Source organism: Alcanivorax sp. NBRC 101098, from assembly GCF_001010505.1.
GTDB classification, from domain to species: Bacteria; Pseudomonadota; Gammaproteobacteria; order Pseudomonadales; family Alcanivoracaceae; genus Alcanivorax; species Alcanivorax borkumensis.
In genome coordinates, this window is the sequence record NZ_AP014613.1 from 1202037 (window position 1) to 1223459 (window position 21423).

Sequence of the window (21423 nt, forward strand, 5' to 3'; positions counted from 1 at the left end):
GGCCTTTTGGCGCTATTATGCGCGCCCCGTACTCCACCACCGCAGGTAGGACGGCAAGCATGGCAATGATGCCGCTTTTCGTCGCCTGAACCCAAACTGAGAGGGCCATCTCCGTGAGCAAACTGGAAGACCATTTCGGACGCTGGAAGAACCGCGAAGAAATTGCAGAAGCCATGATTCCTATGATCGGGCGCCTGCATCGTGAAAAGAACGTTACCACGACCGTGTACAGCCGTTCCCTGGTCAACAAGTCTGTTATCCAGATTCTGAAGAGCCATCGTTTCGTTAAGCAGGTTGAAGATTCTGAACTGTCTGTGGTCGATACTTTCCCGATCCTTCAGGAAGTGGCTAAGTCGGATCTCGGCCCTTGCCGGATCGATATCGGTAAATTGGCGGTGGAGTACAAAAAAGACAATCGTGGCCTCTCTATCGAAGATTATGTGCGAGAAGAGCTGTCTGAAGCGGTGAGCAGCAAAGTCGACATGCCCGAGCGCACCGATGTGGTGCTGTACGGGTTCGGCCGTATCGGTCGTATTCTGGCACGTCTGTTGATCGAGAAAGCCGGCTCCGGCGATGGCCTGCGCCTGAAAGCCATTGTGGTGCGTGAATCAGGTAAGGGTGATTTGCAAAAGCGCGCTAGCCTGATGCGTCGTGATTCTGTGCACGGCCCGTTTGCGGGCACTATTGCTGTGGACGAGGAAGAAAATGCCATCATCGCCAACGGTAACTTCATTAAGGTGATTTACTCCAGCGACCCGGCGTCTATCGATTACACCGATTACGGCATTAATAATGCTGTGGTGATTGATAACACCGGTAAATGGCGTGACGAGGAAGGTCTGTCTCAGCATTTGCAATGCAAGGGTGTGTCCCGCGTGATGTTGACTGCGCCAGGCAAGGGCAACATGAAGAACATCGTTCACGGAGTGAACAATGATTTGATTGAAGACAGCGACAAGATTATTTCCGCAGCAAGCTGCACCACCAATGCCATCGTTCCGCCGCTGAAGGCGCTGGAAGATAAGTTCGGCATCGAGTTCGGCCATGTGGAAACGGTACACTCCTACACCAATGACCAGAACCTGTTGGATAACTTCCACAAGGGGCCTCGTCGTGGGCGTTCGGCGCCACTGAACATGGTGTTGACTGAGACCGGTGCGGCGACGGCTGCCACCAAAGTATTGCCGAGCCTTAATGGCAAGCTGACCGGAAACTCCATCCGCGTTCCCACCCCGAACGTGTCTATGGCGATCCTGAACTTGACTCTGGGCAAAGAAACTACCTTGGAAGAGCTCAACGATTACTTGCGTTGGGTGAGCTTGCATTCTCCTCTGCAGCGCCAGGTGGATTTCGTAAGCAGCCCGGATGCAGTGTCTACGGATTTCGTTGGCTCACGTCACGCCTCCGTGATTGACGCAGAAGCGACTATTGTTAATGGTCGTCACTGTGTGCTGTATGTGTGGTATGACAATGAGTTCGGTTATAGCTGTCAGGTGTTGCGTATCCTGCAGCAGATTTCTGGGGTGGAATTCCCGGTGTATCCGAAGGACTGAACCCGGAACAGAGAAGCCCGCCCCGCGGGCTTTTTTCGGTGCATTTTCCGTTTTCTTGTTGCCCTATAAAAGGGGCTATACGACAAAAGGCGGAGGCGGCGGTGCTGGCGAACAGGTAGGCGCGACCTTATAATGTGCCCGCCGGGTTTTTGTCGGTATCCATTGCACATTCCGGAATTTGCGAACGTTTCCTGTAAAACCTGGTTTACCCGGGCCCTCAGGTAGCGTGCCTCGACTTCAGCAACATGCAACGTGGGCGAGAAACTATGATTAAAATCAGGAAGGGCCTTGATCTGCCCATCGCTGGTGCACCGCGCCAGGCGATTGAGGAAGGTCACCAGGTTCGTTCTGTTGCCGTGCTCGGCGGTGACTATGTGGGCATGAAACCCACTATGGAAGTCCGCGAGGGAGACGTGGTCAAAAAAGGCCAGCTGATCTTCACGGATAAGAAAACCGAGGGTGTGAAATATACATCTCCTGCTGCCGGTAAAGTGATTGCCATTAACCGTGGCCACAAACGAGTGCTTCAATCTGTGGTGATTGAAGTGGCAGACCAGGAAGACGAAGTCACCTTCGCCTCTTACAGTGCTGACCAACTGAGATCTCTGGATCGCGATGCGGTGCAGCAGCAGTTGGTGGACTCCGGTGAGTGGACGCTGCTGCGCACTCGCCCATTCGGCAAGGTGCCGGCACCGGGTAGTACACCCAATTCTGTTTTCGTCTCTATCCTTGACACCAACCCTCTGGCACTAGATCCGGCTGTGGTGATCAAGGAAAATGAGCAGGCTTTTCGCCATGGTTTGACTGTACTGAGCCGTCTGACCGACGGCCCGGTATGGGTGTGTCGCGGTCCTAATACTGATCTGCCCAGCTTTGCGGGCGGGCAGGTTCGTGAAGAAGCGTTTTCTGGTAAGCATCCGGCAGGCAATGTGGGTACCCACATTCACTATCTAGACCCTGTTGGCCTGAACAAGACAGTTTGGTCGGTGGGTTATCAGGATGTGATTGCTATCGGCAAGCTGTTCACCGAAGGCAAGATTAGTTCCGCCCGTGTGGTTGCCTTGACAGGCCCGCAGGCGAAAACTCCACGGGCCTTACGTACTCGTGTGGGCGCCAGCGTGGACGATTTTGCCCAGGGTGAACTAAAAGAGGGCGATAACCGCCTGATCTCCGGCTCTGTGCTGAACGGTCACAACGCCCGAGGTCCTGTGGCTTGGTTAAGCCGGACAACAAACCAGCTAACGGCTTTGCGTGAAGGCCATGAACGGGAGCTGTTGGGTTACATTTCGCCCGGCGCCAACCGTTTCTCGCTGATGAATATCTATCTGTCCAAGCTGATGCCGGGCAAACGCTTCAATTTTACCACTACTACCAATGGCTCCGAACGTGCCATGGTGCCAGTGGGGGCCTATGAAGAAGTGATGCCGCTGGATATTTTGCCGACGCAGTTGCTGCGTGCATTGATTGTTGGTGATACCGACAGCGCCACGGCCCTTGGTGCCTTGGAGTTGCTGGAAGAAGACCTTTCTCTGTGTACCTTCGTGTGCCCAGGCAAATACGAATACGGTCCGATTCTGCGCGACAACCTGACCACGATTGAGGCGGAGGGCTGAGCATGGGTATGAGAAAGTTTCTAGATGACAAAGTGTCCCCTCATTTTCATGAGGGTGGTAAGTTCGAGAAGTATTACACCTTCTACGAAATGTTCGACACCATGCTCTACACCCCGGATTCGGTAACCCGTTCCGCGGCTCACGTGCGTGATGGTCTTGATCTGAAACGGATCATGATGACGGTGTGGTTCTGCACTTTTCCGGCGATCCTGTTTGGTCTGTGGAACACCGGTTACCAAGCTAATTTGCAGATCGCAGAGTTAGGTGCTAGTCCGCTCGCCGGCTGGCGTAGTGATTTGGTGGCAGCGCTGACCGGGTTCGATCCGGCCAGTATTTGGGCCAATGTTCTGCATGGTGCGGTTTACTACATCCCGATTCTGCTCACCGTGTACATCGGGGGTTTTATCTGGGAAGGACTGTTCGCGTGGAAGCGCGGCCATGAGGTTAACGAAGGCTTCTTCGTTACGGGTATTCTGTTTACCTTGATCCTGCCACCTTCCATTCCTTTGTGGCAGGTGTTCCTGGGTATTTCCTTCGGTGTAGTCATCGGTAAGGAAGTGTTCGGGGGAACGGGCAAGAACTTCCTTAACCCGGCGTTGGTTGGCCGTGCGTTCCTTTACTTTGCCTACCCGGCGCAGATGTCCGGTGATGCAGTGTGGACCGCCGTGGATAACTTCTCCGGTGCCACGTCCTTGTCTCTGGCTGCCTCGGGTAGCTTGAACTACGCGGTAGGCCTTACTGGCAACGCATTGACTGAAGGTGCGGCGGCCGCTACCGCTAGCCTGAGTTGGATGAACACTTTCCTTGGTAACATCCAGGGCAGTATTGGTGAGACTTCCACGCTGGCTATTCTTATCGGTGGCGCAGCTTTGTTGATGACCAAGATTGCTTCTTGGCGCATTGTTTTGGGTGTGTTCTTGGGCATGCTTGGTATGTCTTCCCTGTTCAATGTGATCGGTTCTGAGACCAATGCCATGTTCGGCATGCCATGGTACTGGCACCTGAGTGTGGGTGGCTTCGCCTTCGGTATGATCTTCATGGCAACCGACCCGGTGTCGGCCTCCATGACCAACACGGGCAAATACATCTTTGGTGCCCTGATTGGTGTGATGACCGTCCTGATTCGGGTGATCAACCCGGCTTTCCCAGAAGGCATCATGTTGGCGATCCTGTTCGGCAACTTGTGTGCACCGCTGATTGATTACTTTGTGACCCAGGCGAATATTCGTCGCCGCCTGCGTCGGACAGGGGGAGAAGTCTAATGGCTGGAAACAACGAAAGCGTTGGTAAAACGCTGCTGGTCGCCTTCCTGGTATGCGTGGTTTGTGGTGTGGTTGTGGCCACAGCAGCGGTGAGCTTGCGTCCGGTTCAGGCTGAGAATCAGCTTCTCGATAAACGGATGAATATTCTTCAAGCCGCTGGGTTGTACCAAGAAGGTACCGACGTAGAAGAGGTTTTCAAGACTATTGAGCGTAAGTTTGTTGATATCGATACCGGCAAATATGTTGAGATGCCAGAGTCTTACGATCAACGTAAAGCGGCTAAGGATCCCGAGCAATCTATTCGCCTGACTGGCGATGAAGACCTTGCGGACATCAAGAGCCAGGCAAAAGTGGCCGAAGTGTACCTGGCCAAAGACGATAGCGGCGCGCTAAGCCGTATCATCTTGCCCGTTCATGGCTACGGCCTTTGGTCTACTCTGTACGGTTTCCTGGCGCTTGAGCCGGATGCCAATACAGTGGCCGGGCTCGGTTTCTACGAGCACGGCGAAACTCCAGGGCTGGGGGGTGAAGTGGATAACCCTAAGTGGAAGGCTCTTTGGGAAGGCAAGAAGTTATACGGTGACCAGGGGGAAGTGGAAATCCAGGTGATTAAAGGCACAGTGGATGGCAGCACCCCGAATGCGGAATACAAAGTTGATGGCCTGGCCGGCGCAACCCTGACCAGCAAGGGTGTAAGTAACTTGCTGCGTTTTTGGGTAGGCGAAAACGGTTTTGGTCCTTACCTTGAGCGTATGCAAGAGGGTGAAACGGCGGTGGCTGATGGTGCCGCGACACCTGAGCAACCGGAAGGAGAGGCGTAATGGCGGAGAAAACCAAGGACATCTTGTTAGGTCCGATTTTCGACAATAACCCCATCGCTCTGCAGATCCTGGGTATCTGTTCCGCGTTGGCGGTGACCAGTAACCTGAGCACCACGGTGACGATGTGTATCGCATTGACTGCGGTAACAGCGTTCTCGAACTTCTTTGTAAGCTCGATTCGCAACAGCATTCCTTCCAGCATTCGAATCATCGTACAGATGACCATCATTGCATCGCTGGTAATTGTGGTTGATCAGTTTCTGAAAGCCTATGCCTACAGTATTTCCAAGCAACTGTCGGTGTTCGTGGGGCTCATTATTACCAACTGTATCGTGATGGGGCGCGCGGAAGCCTTTGCTATGAAGAATCCGCCGATCCCGTCTTTCCTCGATGGCGTAGGGAACGGTCTAGGTTATTCGGCAATTCTGTTGGGGCTGGGTTTTACCCGCGAATTACTGGGTGCGGGTAGTTTGTTTGGTCACCAGATTCTGCCCAAGGTATCCGAAGGCGGCTGGTACATGACCAATGGCATGATGCTGTTACCACCCAGCGCGTTCTTCCTTATTGGTCTGTTTATTTGGGCTATTCGTGCCTGGAAGCCGGAGCAAGTGGAAGAAGATACCTTCAAAATGAAGCCCAACACCCGTGTCAGCGACGCGTTTTAACGGAGACGAGGAATGTTTGAACATTATCTGAGCCTGTTCGTCCGCGCCGTCTTTGTTGAGAACATGGCGTTGGCCTTCTTTCTGGGCATGTGTACCTTTATCGCGATTTCCAAAAAGATCCAGACTGCCATCGGCCTGGGGATTGCGGTGGTTGTGGTTCTGGCGATTACTGTTCCGGTGAATAACCTGATTCTTCATAATCTGCTTGAAGAAGGTGCTTTGTCTTGGACTGGCAGCGAACAGCTCGCAAGTCTGGATCTGCGTTTTCTCGGGCTTCTCAGCTATATTGGCGTGATTGCAGCGATCGTACAGATTCTGGAGATGACTCTGGATAAATACGTGCCGAGCTTGTACAACGCGCTGGGTATCTTCCTGCCGCTAATTACAGTGAACTGCGCCATCATGGGGGCTTCTCTATTCATGGTGGAACGCGATTACACCTTCGGTGAGTCTGTTGTGTATGGCGTGGGTGCCGGCGTGGGTTGGGCTCTTGCCATCACTCTGTTGGCCGGTATTCGTGAAAAGCTGAAGTACAGTGACGTACCCGATGGCCTAAAAGGTCTAGGCATCACCTTCATTACTGTTGGTTTGATGTCACTGGGCTTTATGTCTTTTTCCGGTGTGCAGCTGTAAGCGAGGGGTTGAATCATGAGTTTTGAGATTATTCTCGGTGTTGTCATGTTCACCGCCATCGTGCTCGCGTTGGTGGCAATCATTCTGGTTGCCCGCTCGCGGCTGGTCAGCACGGGTAATGTGAGCATTGTCATTAACGATGATCCAGATAAATCCATTGAAGCTCCAGCTGGCGGTAAGCTGTTGGGGACATTGGCAGATCAGGGTATTTTTCTATCTTCTGCCTGTGGCGGTGGTGGTACTTGCGCGCAGTGTCGGTGTCAGGTGCTGGATGGTGGTGGCGATATTCTTCCCACTGAAGAAGGTCATTTCACCAAAGGTCAGATTCGCGATGGCTGGCGCTTAAGTTGTCAGGTCAACGTGAAGCAAGACATGGAAATCCAGGTGCCAGAAGAATTCTTCGGCGTTAAGAAGTGGGAGTGTGAGGTTGTTTCCAATAACAATGTTGCCACTTTCATCAAAGAGCTGACGCTGAAGTTGCCTGAAGGCGAAAATGTGGATTTCCGTGCCGGGGGTTATGTACAGCTGGAAGCGCCGCCTTTCGATGTGAAGTTTTCTGACTTCGATATCGATGAGGAATACCGGGGTGACTGGGAACGGTTCAACTTTTTCGATTTGAACACCAAAAATAACGAAGAAGTGATCCGTGCTTATTCCATGGCCAACTACCCGGAAGAGAAGGGCATCCTTAAATTCAATATCCGTATTGCGACGCCGCCTCCTGGCTCCAAGGATATTCAACCCGGCATTATGAGCTCATACGTGTTCAGCCTGAAGCCGGGTGACAAGATCACTGTATTTGGTCCATTCGGCGAGTTCTTCGCTAAGAAAACCGACGCAGAAATGGTGTTCATCGGCGGTGGTGCGGGTATGGCCCCCATGCGTAGCCATATCTTCGATCAGCTCAAGCGATTGCACTCCAAGCGCAAAATGAGCTTCTGGTATGGTGCCCGCAGTGTTCGCGAATGTTTCTACAATGAGGAATATGACAAGCTGGCTGAAGAGAATGACAACTTCGACTGGTACCTAGCTCTGTCAGATCCGCAACCTGAAGACAATTGGGATGGCCTCACCGGCTTTATCCACAACGTGCTGTACGAGCAGTATCTTAAGGACCATCCGGCCCCTGAGGACTGCGAGTACTACATGTGTGGTCCGCCGATGATGAATGCGTCTGTCATCAAAATGTTGGAAGATTTGGGCGTCGAGCCGGAAAACATTCTGTTGGATGACTTTGGCGGATGATTCCAAACGCCGGCCTTCGGGCCGGCGTTTTGTTAGCTACAAGCTACAGTGGAACCTATGTTTAGGTTTTATCGTTTGTGATCGCGCCTTGCCGTTGATCGCGAGCGAAGCTTTACAGAACATGGGCTCCTTTTCTGTGTTCCAGCTTGATCCTTGTTCCTCTGCTTTATACCTTCGGACCTAAGCAATGCTCCGCATCCTCTCTGTACTGGCTTTCTCTCTGCTTCTGCTTTTTGGTGGCTGTGATGACAGCAAGAATCGTCTTTCTGTGCTCAGTGGCCCGACTATGGGTACCACTTGGAGTGTGAAATATACAGGGACACCGAGTGATGGCGGAGTACAAGCATTAAAGGCGGATATCGTAGCGGCGTTGGAGCAAGTAAATGCGCAGATGAGCACTTACCGTCCTGACTCCAATATTAGCCGTTTTAATCATGCTGAGCCCGGTGCCCTGATGGTGTTGCCATCTGATCTGGTGAAGGTTTTGCATGCCGCTTTTTTGCTTTCGGAGCAGACTGATGGGGCCTACGACGTGACTGTGGGTCCATTGGTTAATTTGTGGGGCTTTGGGCCTGATCCGGAGCGCTTTGAGCCTCCGAAACACTCTGAAGTGGAGGCCGCGCTAACACGAGTTGGTTGGCAAAAGCTTATGCTCAGCGAGCAGCAGTTACTTCAGCCTGGCGGCGTGTATGTGGATCTGTCCTCTATTGCGAAGGGGTATGCGGTGGATAAAGTGGCGGATTTACTGGACCGTTATGGCTTGAGCAACTATTTAGTAGAAGTGGGGGGGGAATTACGGGGCAAAGGCAGCAAGCCCTATAAGCAGCCTTGGCGAGTTGCCGTTGAGCGGCCGATTGCTGGCGTTCGTGAGGTTGAGCAGGTGGTAGACTTGAAGGACATGGCGGTGGCTACCAGTGGTGATTACCGTAACTTCTTCGAGTCGCAAGGACGATTATTCTCCCATACGATTGATCCACGTACGGGCTATCCGGTGCAGCACAAGCTTGCTTCGGTGTCTGTTTTGCACAAAAGTGCAATGATTGCGGATGGGCTGGCCACGGCAATGACGGTGCTGGGGCCGGATGAAGGAATGGCTTTTGCCAAAGACCATGAACTGGCCGTATTTTTTATTGTCAGAACTGAGAAGGGAGTGAAAGAGTTATCGACTCCCGCGTTTGATGCAATTGTGGAGGGTAAGTGACATGTTCATGACTATTGTGGCGGCAGTAATTTTTATTGGCCTGCTTTTCGCCGGCATGGCTGTGGGCGTGATTCTCTCCAACAAGCCGGTAAAGGGATCCTGTGGTGGCCTGGCGGCGCTGGGCATGAAGCAGGACTGTGAAATTTGCGGCGGTAATGATGACGAATGCGAAGAGAACGCTCGCAAGGTTAACAGCGAAAAAGCGGCGGCACTGGGTAAGAACGTGATGAAGATCTAATTCCAAGCCCGCCCACAAAAGAACCCGCTCCATGCGGGTTTTTTTATGTCTGACTATCTGCCGTAGGCGCGCCGCGAGCGCGGCGATTACGGCAAGGTATTCTTCAGAGGCGGTTCAATACCACTGCCGTACGCAACTTTGCCTGACCGTACTGCCGCATTTGTTCAAATTTATGGCGTGTAATGGGGACATGTTGGCAATCCATGGGCACCTGGTCTTCACCGGGATCCGGGTCGTGGATGTAGAAGCATTCCTCATCGCTGCCACTAATAGCGACCCAGTGCGGCGCCTTGCGCCGGTCTAGTCGCCAAGTGCTGATGAGCACTAGCACGATACTGCCGACACTAATGGCATTATCCAGATCGGTGGCGCTGAAATCGCCGAAGCAGACCGGGACCCTGTGCCGCGAACACTCACTGACAAAGTGGTCGTGTAAGGTGGTAATCACGGTTTTTTTGTCGCGGTCACGCACCGAATCCAGAAATAACGGGCCGGCATGGTTACACCATACACGGGCGCTGAGCCCACGCTGTCGAGCGGCCAGTGCGAGGCCGAGCGGATGACAGCCACCATGGCCTGCGGTCATGTAGATGGTGGTGGCTTCACGCCATAGCAATAGCTCTTCGGTGACCGTGGGCGCCTGTTTTTTCAGGGCAGCTAAGGCCATCAGTAAGCAGGCGGGCCCGCAAGTGAAAGGCGTGGTTTGCTGAACCCAAGGTAACTGCAAACGCCCTGTTTGAGTCGAGGCAGCGTGCGCTTGGCTTGATAGGTCGGGTAAGTCAGCTAAATAGTGCAACCGCTTTTGGTAACGCAGGGCGTCTTCGTGGTCCTCGTAATAGTCTACCGTCTGGGCAAACAGGCGGTAGCCCAAGCGTTCGTACAGGGCGATGGCCACGGTGTTGTCTTTGCGGACTTCCAGGCGAAGAAACAGGCGGTGTTGCTGATGTGCATAGCCTTCGGCGGCACCCAGTAACTGTTCTCCGAGTTTTTTGCCGCGCTGCTGTGGATCCACTGCTATGGAGTAAAGGCGGGCAAGACGCGTGCCGGGTTGCAGCAACACTAGCACATAGCCAACCAATTGCTGATGTTCGTTCTGGGCAACGATAAGGCCAGCGTGCTGCCGCTTGAGCCATTGACGAAAACTGCGTCGAGTAAGGCGGTCGGAGGAAAAGCAGCGCTGCTCCAGTGCCGTGAGGGCATCTAGATCGTCGGGAAGAGCGGGGCGAAGGGAGAAAACGCACATAATCCTGTGTCCTTGAAGGTGTTCAGAATAAGGTAGCCGGTATTGCCTTGCCAGCATTATTGATGCGGCGAGTAGTGGTGGCGTGGCGGTTAGCGCGGCATACTGAAAACAACAAACAGGGAGGGTATCAATGCACAAACAGGATCCGGTCAGAGGATTGATATTGTCGGGCGGCGGTGCACGCGGCGCTTACCAGGTAGGCGTCCTAGCGGCGATAGCGGAAATGATTCCCCGTGGCGCGCCGAACCCCTTTCCGATTATCTGTGGCACCTCGGCGGGGGCGATCAATGCAACGGCTTTAGCGGCGAATGCGGGTAACTATCGGGCGGCGGTCCGAGGCTTGGAGAGAGTCTGGTCCAATATTACCGCCGAACAGGTGTATCGCACGGACCTCTATGCCTGCATCCGTGGCGTGTTGCGTTGGTTTTTTTCTGGTGTGGCGACGGGCAAAACTCCGGAGCGAAGTTCGTTGCTTGATAATACGCCGTTACAACGCTTGCTATCGCTAGTGATTAATTTTCGCCGTATTCAGGAGAGCTTGGATCAGGGGCATTTGCGGGCACTGGCCATTACTGCTTCGGCCTATGCAAGCGGTGAATCAGTGAGCTTTTATCAGGGCACCGATGAGCTTGCCGAATGGGCTCGCGCTCGCCGTAAGGGCAAGCGTTCGCAAATTGGGGTAGAGCATTTGTTGGGATCGGCGGCCATTCCTATCCTGTTTCCTGCGACTAAGGTGGACAAGGCTTATTATGGTGATGGAGCGCTGCGTCAGCTTGCTCCATTAAGCCCCGCGCTGCATTTGGGCGCTACGCGGCTACTGGTAATTGGTGTGTCTGGTAATGTGAGTGCAGGGCATCTACGTCAGCTAAGCGGGTACCCTTCAATGGCCCAGGTGCTGGGGCACGTGCTTAATAGTGTGTTTGTCGACACGCTGGAAGGGGATGTTGAGCGGCTTGAGCGCATTAATCACACACTGTCGGCCCTGGGAGAGCGGGCGCGCAGGAAAAAAGATATCAAGCTGCGAGAAGTGGATGTGCTAAAGATTTATCCCTCTCGGCCCATTGATGAAATCGCGGCGGAGCATATTCGGGAATTACCTCGATCCTTGCGGTTTTTTCTGCGCAGTTCCGGAGCGACTCGCTCTCCTGGTGCCAGTGCTATGAGCTATTTGTTATTTGAGCCTGGGTTCACCAATGCATTGATTGAAATGGGGCGCAAAGATGCGACGGCCCGTAAAGATGAGATCATGGCGTTCCTAAATGATCAGCCACTAATGGAGACGGCTTCCGAGGCCCCGTAACGCTGTTTGCGGCGGAAGTGGCTGACAAAGCTGGTGGGGAAGTCGGTGATGATGCTGTTTACCTTTAGTTTTGCCAGCCGCTCGGCTTCTGTCAGGTCGTTCACCGTCCACACAGAGACCTTTAATCCGCGACGTTTGGCGCGGCGCATCAGTGCAGGGCCAACGAGAGAGTAATGTGCAATGAGCCAGCTACAACCCAACCCTTGTGCTCTTCGGGTCGGTTGCAGGTAGCGGTGCTGACACACATAGCCGCGTTCAATATCCGGGGCCATGGTGCCGATCATGCGCAGAAACCCAGTGTGACTTGAGGTGATCACCACTCGTGTTTGCAGTTGTTGGTCGTGGATCATATGCGTCAGATGATGGGCTAGCTGGTGCAGAACAATCCGGTTTGCCCCTTTAACTTCGAACTGGAAGCGTATAGCTGGGCCACATAGGTCGATCACTTCTTGAAGTGAGGGAATCCCGGTGGGGCTGTGCCAGCCTGGTGTATTTCGGCGAGCATCCATGACGCCGAGCTGGGCACTGGTGTACTGACGAACATTGCCGCGAAGCCCGGTGGTTCGGATTACGTCGCTATCGTGCAATACGATCAACTGGCCATCGGAGGATAGCCGTACATCCAATTCCATTTCTGTTACGCCCGCCTCTAAAGCGACCTGGAAGCTGGCGAGGGTATTCTCAGGCGCTTCGCCGCGGGCGCCACGGTGGCCCACCAAGGCTGGGTAGATTGAAGAGGCAGTTAGGTCGGTCATTGGCAGTGTCATAGTGCTATTCTTTGCGAGAAAGATGACAGCGCTGTGACCGAGACACAAGAGATACTGCTGTCATTTTTATGTCTTGGAGCTGTTTTATTGTTTCAACGTTTCTCGCCGCCGAGCTTCACCATGTTAAAGCTGTTGAAACGTTATAGCCGATTATTCCTGGTCAGTTGGGCTCCACGTTATCAAGGGCAATGGCACGGCTTCTCGTTGCAACGACTGCTGGTGATGCTGGTTTTTTGGCCATCTTTTTTGCTGGTGCAGGCGATTAATGGTATCGGGCTGGGGTTGGATTACCTGCTATTTCCGGGGTTTCGCCGGGTGTCGGTGCGCGAGCCATTATTTGTGATTGGCGTGCCGCGAAGCGGTACCACTTTCCTGCATCGTCTGCTGGCCATGGATTCGCGTTTCACGACGACCGCCCTATGGGAGCTACTGTTCGCCCCCTCGATTACCCAGCGCTATTTCTGGACGGGTATGGCGCGCTTGGATAAGTGGCTAGGCCGGCCGGGGGCTAGACTAGTCTGTTGGTTGGAACGGCGTCTGTTGAGTGGGTTGGATGGTGTGCACAAGACAGGGTTGCTCGATCCGGAAGAGGATTATCTGGGGTTGATCCCCGTATGGGGCTGCTTTCTGCTGGTCCTTGTGGTTCCCGTTCCTTCCCTGTGGCAACTGACGTTTCTGGACCGCGATGGCAGTGCGGATGAGAAACAGCGATTGATGCAATCCTACCGCCGCTTTGTGCAGCGTCACCTTTACTTTCACGGACAGGGGAAAACCCTGTTATCGAAGAATCCCTCGTTTACCCCGTGGATGGAAACCTTGGCAGAGGCCTTTCCGGATGCCCGTTTTATTGGCTGCCTACGTAGCCCCACGGCGGCGGTGCCATCGCAGGTGAATTCGATCCTGATCGGTGCGCGCCTGTTTGATGGCCGCGACACTACCGCTTACTGGCGGGAAGGGTTTCTAGCAATGCTGGAATACTACTATCTGCATTTGATAGAAGTGGCCGAACAAATGCCGCAACAGCGCCGGGCGTTATCGGTGATGGAGACCCTGGTGCGCGCTCCCAGCGATACCGTGCTGGGTTTTTACCGTCGTTTTGGCTGGCAAGCAGACGCGCATTTCTGTGAGCAGCTGCAGGAGCAAGACCGCAAAGCCAAACAGTACCGTAGTGGCCACCACTACTCACTGGACGCCTTGGGCGTCAGTGATGACGAATTGCTGCAGAGGTTTGGTTGGGTTTATGAGCGCTTTGGTTTTATCAAACCCGATGGTTAACGCCGCCTCTATGGAAAGTGATCTCCACACCGCAAAGGGGTAGGCGTGTTAGCGTCGCCTGACGCCCGCACAGGTTGTATGTAGTGTGCAGCCTGTTGGTTTTTTGTCATACCTTGTCGTACTTTCCGCGTTGTGGGTGGCCTTGCTGTCACATTCTCGACATGAGCAGTCCGGATACTGCCGTGCATGGATACCAAAGAGCTACGCATACTGTTTGTGGTGGATGCAATCAAAGGGCGGAATGGCGTCGGTGCTTACTTCCAAGACCTGGTGTCGCATCTAAAAAATCAAGTGGCGCAAGTGGAGTTGGTGCAGCCTTGCATGCACAATCCCCATCCTTGCCAAGGGGCGTCTGTTCCGATTCCGGGTGATCCCACTCAGCGTCTGTTTTTTCCCAAGGTGCGAGAACTCAGTGCCTTGGTCTGGGAAATGAAACCCGATGTGATCGTCATTCCGGGCCCCGGTATTTTCTCCATGATCGGGTACTGGATTGCCAAGAAATGGGGGATCCCGGTGTGCGTAACTTTCCAGACAGATTACAACCGTCTGGTGGAGCTGTATTGGGGTAAGCGGTTGGCGCGTCTGGCTGGGGGCTTTCTCAATTGGGTGAATCGGACGCTGTTTCAGGGCAGCGAAACCGCCGCCACTATTTGCGAATCGATGATCGCCCAGGCCCGTGCAGCGGGAGCGCGTAATCCTCAATTGGTCGGCACGCCGTTGGCCCAAGAGTTCGTGAATACGCCAGTGGTCGAGTTAGATAATACGGTTCAGCGGGTTTGTTATGTGGGCCGGCTGGCGGCGGAAAAAAATATTGAATCCTTTCTCGTACTGGCATCCCAGCGTCCGGATCTGCAATTTGAAATCGCTGGAGACGGCCCCCTGCGTAACAAGGTAGAAAACGCCTGCCGTGAACAGAATAATCTGCATTTCCATGGTTGGTGCACCCGTGAACAAGTGGTCAGTATGCTGGATCGCTGCCAAGTACTGGTGCTACCTTCATCGGTGGAAGCCTTTGGCACGGTCGCGCTGGAAGCCATGGCACGTGAGCGGCTGGTGATTACTACGCCGGCTTGCGGCATCAACGAATGGCCGGCATTGGTTAGTGGCTTGTGGGTGATGAAGGTGGGGGAGAGCCTGTTCGATACTGTTGAGCGATTGCAGTCGCTAAGCCCGGTGACTCGTGCATTCAAAGCCCGTCAGGCACGCCAGGCGGCACTAGCCATGAACGACGATGCGATTATCCAGTGGACGGCGGTACTGGCCCACTGTGCTTCGTTGGCACCAGCTTCGAGCTGGGCGTTGCCTTCTCCTACCTTGGCATTACTGCGCCGTTTGAGTAGCAGTTATCTACGTAATGCGCTCTGACTCATTAGCTGCGCTGGTCTCGATTCATGACGTGATGCCCGAGACGCGGACGCAGGTAACGGCCATGCTGGCGCGGTTACGCTTGCCTTGTGAAGCGGTAACCTTGTTAGTGGTGCCGGGTAAAGATTGGCAGGAGGGTGATCTTGATTGGTTGCGAAGCCTGCAGAACGCGGGGCATCCACTAGCCGGGCATGGCTGGTCCCATCGTTGTCAGCCCCCCGTGACGCTTTATCACCGCTTGCACAGTGCGCTGTTGTCACGGGATGTGGCGGAGCATCTGTCGTTTTCCGGCGATGGCATTCAGCGGTTAGTGTGGGATTGTTATCGCTGGTTTATCCGTAACGGGCTGAGCCCCTCACCCCTCTATGTGCCACCGGCTTGGGCGTTGGGTGCGCTCTCTCCGGCGCAGCTTTCCCGGTTGCCATTTCGGTATGTGGAAACCCTTTTCGGTCTCCATGATGCTCAAGAGCAAACGTTTACCCGGCTACCTTTAGTGGGCTTTGAGGCCGATACTGCTTTTCGGGCCTGGGTGTTGGGCTTTTCTAATGCGGTGAATATTAGCCGGGCTCGGCGCGTGGGGGTGCCGGTGCGTATCGGGTTACACCCGCACGATTTTGAGTTGCGCCTAGGCAACAGAATTTCACCGTTACTGAAATCCTTATCGCAGGCATTACCGTATCCGCAGTTAGGAATGGAGCCCGGATTTATAGAGGATAGATCGGCACGTTAGGTACGTTACCCGGTCACGGTTTCGCCCACGCTGGCGTGAGAATGGCCGTTTGCGGTTAACGTCAGTCTCGAAAGCGCTTGCCCAGGTCATCATAAGCATCCACACGCCGGTCACGCAGATAAGGCCAGATGCGGCGGACGGATTCGCTGCGCTGCAAGTCTACATCGGCGAGCAGTACCTGCTCGTTATTGCTGTTGGCTTGGGCGAGGAATTCGCCCTGTGGCCCACAGATAAAGCTATTTCCCCAGAACTGAATGCCACTCTCGTCCGCCGGACTTTGTTCAAAACCACAGCGGTTGGCCACCAATACGGGTAGGCCGTTGGCGATGCCATGGGCCCGCTGAATCGTGATCCAAGCGTCTAGCTGGCGTTGTTGCTCGTCTTGTTCATCCGTGCGATCCCAACCGATGGCGGTGGGGTAGAGCAGCAGGTCGGCACCGGCCAGGGCCATCAGGCGAGCCGCTTCTGGATACCATTGATCCCAACATACCAGCAATCCTAGTTTGCCCACGCTGGTGTCGATGGGGGTGAAACCGCTGCGGCCGTCGTTGCAGTTGGCATCGCCGGGGGTAAAGTAGAATTTTTCGTAGAAGCCCGGGTCATCAGGGATGTGCATTTTGCGGTAGATGCCAGCCAAGCTGCCATCTTTTTCCAGAACGACTGCAGTGTTGTGATACAGGCCGGTGGCGCGCTTTTCGAACAGGCTGCCGACAATAACAATGCCAAGCTCTTTGGCCAGTTCGCCAAGGGTCTCTGTGCTGGGGCCGGGAATGGTTTCTGCCAGATCAAACACGCTGGTGTCTTCGGTTTGGCAGAAATACAGGCTGCGGTGCAGCTCCTGCAATAGCACCAGTTCCGCGCCCTGAGCGGCGGCATCGCGGACCAGTGACAGGGAGTGGTCCAGGTTGGCTTGCAGGTCGGCAGTGTTGGTCTGTTGAATAGCGGCAACACGCATGGGCGTTTTCCTCTGTGCGGTGGTGGCGTGCGTCATGCTGACAGGGCGCCTTGCGGTAACTGCATGGTGACACAGTGCAGGCTGCCGTGCTGTTCGATCAATACCCGGCAGTTGATGGCTTCCACGCACCGTGAGCCAGCAACGGATTGTAGAGCACTGAGAGCTTGTTGATCCGTATCGCAGCCATAGACTGGCAGCAAGATTTTTTCGTTGGTGATAAGGAAGTTGGCATAGGTGGCCGGCAGCCTTTCACCTTCACGGCAATATTGGGCAGAGGGCAGTGCCAGCGGAACCAGGGTTAAATCATGTTGATCCGCTAGCCGTTGCAGCTCCAGCTCCATGGCAGCGAGGGTCGGGTAGTGGCTGTCAGTGGGGTCCTGACATTGCACATAGGCCAGCGTTTTCTCGTCCACAAAACGGGCCAGGGTATCCACGTGGGCGTCGGTATCGTCACCGTCCAGTTCGCCATGATCCAGCCACCAGATATCGCTGACGCCCAGCTGCTCTTTCAACTGTGCCGTGAGTTCCGCTTCTGAAAGATCCGGGTTGCGATTGGGGTTACGCAGGCAGTGGCGGGTGGTCAGTAGGTTGCCCTTGCCGTCGGTATCGAGGGCGCCGCCTTCGAGCACTAGAGCGTGGCTTCGTAGGGGGAGTTGCCAGGGCAATTGTGCGTTGAGTGCATTGTCCTTGTCGGCGGCGAACTTGCCGCCCCAGCCCGTAAAGGTGTAATCCAGCAGCAGGGTTTTGCCGTCTTCATGGATGGCGATGGGGCCAAAATCCCGGGCCCAGGTATCGTTGTAATCTGCGATCACCAATTGTAGGCGTTGCGGGTCGATGCCCCGGGCCGCGACTTGCGCGTGAATATGCGCATGGGTTTGCGCGTTACGACACACCATCAATACATGCTCGTGGTCGAGCAGAGCAGCGAGGATATTCAGGTAGCAGGTTTCGGCATCGGCCAAGTGATCGGCCCAATCGGTTTGGGCGTCGGGCCAGGCGAGTAACACCCCCCATTGGGGGTGCCATTCAGGAAGAAGTTGGCGCATAGCGAAGAGGGTCCGCAGGATTGACTATGCGCGCGAGTGTGCTACTGGCGTGCGCCCCAGTCAATATAGAAACCACCGCCATCGGCGGCGTCATTGACGTCCTGAGCGGCTTGCTTTGTTGCTTCCTGTTGGGCCTGAGCCCGGGCCGCCCCCACGTTTTTGCTGGCTTCGTCTACAGTGTTCTGGGCCTTGCCCTGAGTGTCTTCAACGGCCTGGTCGGCCGACTCTCTGGCTTGATTAGCGGACTGTCGTGCCTCTTGTTTCATGCTATCGGCTTGCTTTTTTGCCGCCTGCTTTGGTGTGTCTTCACCGGCGATGATGATGCGACCGGTTACCGGGTCGAAGCGAAACTCGCCTTCAGTGTTTGGAGTCGTCGGTGTTTCGGGGTTAGGGCCGGTTTGAGCCGGACTTTCTGCTGGCTTGGTGGCTTCTGGTGTGGAGGGAGCTGTAGGAGCTTCTGGCGCTGCGGGGGGAGTCGTAGTGGGTTCGAACGCATTGTCGGCCGGTGTGCTGGGTTGTGTGGCCGCTTTTTCTTGAATAGAGGGCAGGGCATCGACTTGTTGGCCAGAAACTGGGTCTGTTGCCGTATTCGCCGGGCGATTAACCACGGTGTGCAGAGTGGTATTGTTTTCGAAGTAAACAGTAAATCCGTCGTAATCCCAGCGGGTGATGGCCGGGCTGCCCACTGGCCCTTTACTTTGGTTGGGGGCACTAAATTGAGCTCGAACCTGAGATTGGGACATGCCACGCTGGGGAACATCGGCTGCCAGTGAGACAGTGGATATGACCAGCGCTGCTGAAGCCAGCATCGGTATTATTCTTATCTTCATTTCTTCCCCCAGAAATATTTTATTTTCTTTCAGTATTAGAAAGTTAGGTAGGCTTATTCAACCATTTTGCTAGCTGGTGAACGCTGACACCGATCACAAAGCGGCGTGCCGAGGCGTTTGTGCCGGTGGGCGTAGTATTTGCCTCGGGTTTCGGGTTAAATGCGCTGCATGTTTCGACCACTATCTTTCTATGTGGGGCTGCGCTATACCGGCGCCCGTGCCCGCAACAGTTTTATTTCGGTGATTACACTGATTTCGGCACTAGGCCTGATGTTGGGCGTAGCGGTGCTGATAACGGTGCTTTCAGTCATGAATGGCTTTGATCGTGAGTTGCAGACCCGCATTTTGGGCATGGTGACGCATCTGTCCGTGCATGGCCGCGAGCCAGTACAGGATTGGCAGGCGTTGGCCAACCGGTTGGATCACCACGACCAGATTGAAGCGGTCGCGCCGTTTGTGCAGCTTGAAGGCATGCTAACTCACCGTGGCAATGTGGCCGGAGCGTTAATTAACGGGATTGACCCGGAGGCCGAGCGAAAGGTGTCCATCGTTGGTGACTTTATGCACCAAGGCGAGCTGGATAGCTTAGAGTCAGGTGAATTCGATGTGGTACTGGGCTATGGCTTGGCACGGCGGTTGGATGCGCAGTTGGGGGACAAGATAACCCTGGTGCTGCCGGAGGCCACCATTTCACCCGCAGGGGTGATGCCCCGATTTAAGCGCTTTACCGTTACCGGTATTTTCCGGGTGCGGGCGGAAGTGGATTCCCTGTATGCCTATGTGAATGTGGCGGATGCGGCCAAGCTGGCCCGTCAGGCGGGCACGGTGCAGGGCGTGCGGTTGAAACTGAATGATCTGTTCAGTGCATCGAATCTGGGTTGGACGCTACAGCAGGAACTGGGGCCGAATTATTACACTAGTGACTGGACGAGAAGCCACGGTAACCTTTTCCAAGCCATCAAGATGGAAAAAACCATGATGACGCTATTGCTTAGTTTTATTGTGGCGGTGGCGGCCTTCAACATCATATCCAGCCAGGTCATGTTGGTAACCGAGAAACGCGGCAATATTGCGGTATTGCGTACGTTGGGAGCCTCACCGGGCACCATCATGCGTATTTTCATGGTGCAAGGTACCTTGATTGGTGTGGCCGGGACGTTGTTAGGTACGGTGCTGGGTGTGTTGCTGGCCACCAATGTGAGCAATATTGCCGAGTGGGTGGAAAAAACCTTTAACACTCGTTTATTTGATGCCTATTTTGTGAATTATCTGCCGTCCGAGCTGCAGTGGTCTGATGTGGGCACTATTGTAAGTATCGCATTGTTTATCAGCTTTTCGGCCACCCTTTATCCTTCCTGGCGTGCCAGCCGGGTGCAACCGGCAGAGGCGTTGCGCTATGAATAATTCAACGCCTGTTCTGCAAGCAAAGAAGCTGGTCAAGGCTTATGAAGAGGGTGACAACGAGCTGGAAGTATTGCGCGGTGTGGAGTTGACCGTAAATAAAGGCGACATCCTGGCGATTATTGGTGCCTCCGGTTCTGGCAAATCCACCTTGTTGAATCTATTGGGTGGGCTTGATCATGCGACCCGAGGTTCTGTGGCCATTGCGGGTACCTCAGTGGCGTCGTTGAACGACCGGGAAACCGGTCGACTACGTAACCGCTACTTGGGATTCGTCTACCAGTTTCACCATCTTCTGCCTGAGTTTACCGCGCTGGAAAATGTGGCTATGCCATTATTGATCCGTGGAGACAAGCCGTCGGATTGTCAGGCTCGTTCCGCCGAGATTCTTGAGCGGGTGGGGCTGGGCCCCCGTCTCAAACACAAGCCTTCGGCGTTAAGCGGTGGTGAGCGTCAGCGGGTGGCCATTGCTCGTGCACTGGTGACAGAGCCTGCGCTGGTAATGGCAGATGAGCCCACTGGTAACCTGGATGAGCGAACGGCAGCGCAGGTGCAAGCCCTGATGATCGAATTAAATGAAAAACTGGGCACGGCGTTCATGATCGTGACCCACGACAGGGAGTTTGCCGCCCGCTGCCCGCAACAATACGAGCTACACGATGGGTTACTGCGGCGGCTCTGAACCGCCGCGAGGCTCGTTGGTTTCGTTTTTTTTCTCTTCTTTGGCTTCTAATCGCGCGTCACGGCGCTGAGCCCGTGCGCGCCGGTGCGCGCGTAGATTCCAACTTCGAATTACAGCTAGCCGCCAGCTGACTTTTACTGCCATGTACGCTAATCCGCCAAACCCGAATGCGCATAGCATTGAACCTACCCATAATGGGATGAGCTGTTCCACAAACCAGGCGACGGTGATGCCTTCACCGCTGTGGGGCGGCATTCCCAGCAGCCAGGCGCCAATGCGGTAGGTGAAATAGAAAATCGGCACATAAGTCACTGGATTGGAAATCCATACCAGCATAATCGAAAGCGGCAGGTTGCAGTGGAAGCGCACCGCCAACAGGGCGGCCAACCCCATTTGCAGGGGGATAGGTAACAGACCGGAGAAGATACCGATAAAGGCTGCGCCGGCCAGTGAACGACGGTTAATGTGCCAAAGGTTTGGGTCCGATAGCACTTCCCCGAGAAAACTCAACGACTTGGTTTGTCGAATACGTTCGGGTGTTGGCAGGTATTTGCGGAATATCCGTTTTGGCATTAACTCGCATCTACTGGCTGAATCG

The 21423-nt window shown here is 54.5% G+C and carries 21 protein-coding genes; 15 read left to right on the forward strand and 6 right to left on the reverse strand.

The features are described from left to right. The first annotated feature begins 113 nt into the window (after positions 1-113). From AS19_RS05480 to nqrM, 9 genes are all read left to right on the forward strand, one after another. Positions 114-1553, forward strand: a complete 1440-nt coding sequence (locus tag AS19_RS05480) for a glyceraldehyde-3-phosphate dehydrogenase (protein ID WP_011588315.1) — start codon at positions 114-116, stop codon at positions 1551-1553. A gap of 266 nt (positions 1554-1819) precedes the next feature. Continuing rightward, positions 1820-3166: a Na(+)-translocating NADH-quinone reductase subunit A gene (locus tag AS19_RS05485; protein ID WP_011588316.1), complete on the forward strand. Its 1347-nt coding sequence runs from the start codon at positions 1820-1822 to the stop codon at positions 3164-3166. Positions 3167-3168: 2 nt separating this feature from the next. After that, the gene (locus AS19_RS05490; RefSeq protein WP_011588317.1) at positions 3169-4428 is read left to right on the forward strand and encodes an NADH:ubiquinone reductase (Na(+)-transporting) subunit B; all 1260 of its coding nucleotides are present in this window, start codon (positions 3169-3171) and stop codon (positions 4426-4428) included. Continuing rightward, positions 4428-5249, forward strand: a complete 822-nt coding sequence (locus tag AS19_RS05495) for a Na(+)-translocating NADH-quinone reductase subunit C (protein ID WP_011588318.1) — start codon at positions 4428-4430, stop codon at positions 5247-5249. Before AS19_RS05490 ends, AS19_RS05495 begins: the two co-directional genes overlap by 1 nt. Continuing rightward, entirely contained in the window at positions 5249-5914 is a 666-nt protein-coding gene (locus AS19_RS05500; protein ID WP_011588319.1) for an NADH:ubiquinone reductase (Na(+)-transporting) subunit D, read from the forward strand. Before AS19_RS05495 ends, AS19_RS05500 begins: the two co-directional genes overlap by 1 nt. 12 nt (positions 5915-5926) lie before the next feature. Then, positions 5927-6547, forward strand: a complete 621-nt coding sequence (gene nqrE, locus AS19_RS05505) for an NADH:ubiquinone reductase (Na(+)-transporting) subunit E (protein WP_011588320.1) — start codon at positions 5927-5929, stop codon at positions 6545-6547. 15 nt (positions 6548-6562) lie between these two features. Continuing rightward, on the forward strand, positions 6563-7792 hold the full coding sequence (gene nqrF / locus AS19_RS05510; RefSeq protein WP_035458457.1) for an NADH:ubiquinone reductase (Na(+)-transporting) subunit F: 1230 nt from the start codon (positions 6563-6565) through the stop codon (positions 7790-7792). 187 nt (positions 7793-7979) lie between these two features. Further along, the gene (locus AS19_RS05515) at positions 7980-8993 is read left to right on the forward strand and encodes an FAD:protein FMN transferase (RefSeq protein ID WP_011588322.1); all 1014 of its coding nucleotides are present in this window, start codon (positions 7980-7982) and stop codon (positions 8991-8993) included. A 1-nt stretch (position 8994) separates the two neighbouring features. Continuing rightward, positions 8995-9231, forward strand: a complete 237-nt coding sequence (nqrM, locus tag AS19_RS05520) for a (Na+)-NQR maturation NqrM (protein ID WP_011588323.1) — start codon at positions 8995-8997, stop codon at positions 9229-9231. A gap of 103 nt (positions 9232-9334) precedes the next feature. On the opposite strand, the gene AS19_RS05525 is transcribed toward nqrM, so the two are convergent. Beyond that, complete coding sequence (locus AS19_RS05525; RefSeq protein ID WP_046961825.1) at positions 9335-10474, reverse strand: GNAT family N-acetyltransferase/peptidase C39 family protein; 1140 nt, start codon at positions 10472-10474, stop codon at positions 9335-9337. A gap of 130 nt (positions 10475-10604) precedes the next feature. Between AS19_RS05525 and AS19_RS05530 the strand changes: the two genes are divergently transcribed. Next, positions 10605-11774, forward strand: coding sequence for a patatin-like phospholipase family protein (locus AS19_RS05530; protein WP_011588325.1), 1170 nt, complete (start codon positions 10605-10607; stop codon positions 11772-11774). Here the strand turns inward: AS19_RS05530 and AS19_RS05535 are convergent. Then, positions 11738-12541 carry a glycerophosphodiester phosphodiesterase gene (locus AS19_RS05535; protein WP_046961826.1) on the reverse strand — a complete coding sequence of 268 codons (804 nt, stop codon included), beginning with the start codon at positions 12539-12541 and terminating at the stop codon, positions 11738-11740. The genes AS19_RS05530 and AS19_RS05535 overlap by 37 nt on opposite strands. A 120-nt stretch (positions 12542-12661) precedes the next feature. On the opposite strand from AS19_RS05535, the gene AS19_RS05540 reads away from it, so the two are divergent. The 3 genes from AS19_RS05540 (at position 12662) to AS19_RS05550 (ending at position 15911) form a co-directional block, all read left to right on the forward strand. Next, positions 12662-13816 carry a sulfotransferase gene (locus tag AS19_RS05540; protein WP_011588327.1) on the forward strand — a complete coding sequence of 385 codons (1155 nt, stop codon included), beginning with the start codon at positions 12662-12664 and terminating at the stop codon, positions 13814-13816. Positions 13817-14002: 186 nt separating this feature from the next. Next, positions 14003-15181 carry a glycosyltransferase gene (locus tag AS19_RS05545; protein WP_011588328.1) on the forward strand — a complete coding sequence of 393 codons (1179 nt, stop codon included), beginning with the start codon at positions 14003-14005 and terminating at the stop codon, positions 15179-15181. Continuing rightward, positions 15171-15911, forward strand: coding sequence for a polysaccharide deacetylase family protein (locus tag AS19_RS05550; protein WP_046961827.1), 741 nt, complete (start codon positions 15171-15173; stop codon positions 15909-15911). The genes AS19_RS05545 and AS19_RS05550 overlap by 11 nt, the downstream gene beginning before the upstream one ends. Before the next feature lie 61 nt (positions 15912-15972). Here the strand turns inward: AS19_RS05550 and AS19_RS05555 are convergent, their stop codons facing one another. From AS19_RS05555 to AS19_RS05565, 3 genes are read right to left on the reverse strand one after another with little or no spacing between them, the layout of a single operon-like run. Next, positions 15973-16866, reverse strand: a complete 894-nt coding sequence (locus tag AS19_RS05555) for a carbon-nitrogen hydrolase (RefSeq protein WP_011588330.1) — start codon at positions 16864-16866, stop codon at positions 15973-15975. 32 nt (positions 16867-16898) lie between these two features. Next, positions 16899-17912 (reverse strand): agmatine deiminase family protein, encoded by a 1014-nt coding sequence (locus tag AS19_RS05560; RefSeq protein ID WP_011588331.1) that lies wholly within the window; start codon positions 17910-17912, stop codon positions 16899-16901. Between the two features lie 41 nt (positions 17913-17953). Beyond that, positions 17954-18742 carry a hypothetical protein gene (locus AS19_RS05565; RefSeq protein ID WP_011588332.1) on the reverse strand — a complete coding sequence of 263 codons (789 nt, stop codon included), beginning with the start codon at positions 18740-18742 and terminating at the stop codon, positions 17954-17956. Positions 18743-18910: 168 nt separating this feature from the next. Between AS19_RS05565 and AS19_RS05570 the strand changes: the two genes are divergently transcribed. Next, on the forward strand, positions 18911-20146 hold the full coding sequence (locus tag AS19_RS05570) for a lipoprotein-releasing ABC transporter permease subunit (RefSeq protein ID WP_035458449.1): 1236 nt from the start codon (positions 18911-18913) through the stop codon (positions 20144-20146). Further along, positions 20139-20825 carry a lipoprotein-releasing ABC transporter ATP-binding protein LolD gene (gene lolD / locus AS19_RS05575; protein WP_035458447.1) on the forward strand — a complete coding sequence of 229 codons (687 nt, stop codon included), beginning with the start codon at positions 20139-20141 and terminating at the stop codon, positions 20823-20825. The genes AS19_RS05570 and lolD overlap by 8 nt, the downstream gene beginning before the upstream one ends. Here lolD and AS19_RS05580 read toward each other — a convergent pair. After that, positions 20808-21398: a DUF2062 domain-containing protein gene (locus AS19_RS05580; RefSeq protein ID WP_011588335.1), complete on the reverse strand. Its 591-nt coding sequence runs from the start codon at positions 21396-21398 to the stop codon at positions 20808-20810. The genes lolD and AS19_RS05580 overlap by 18 nt on opposite strands. Positions 21399-21423: the final 25 nt, after the last annotated feature.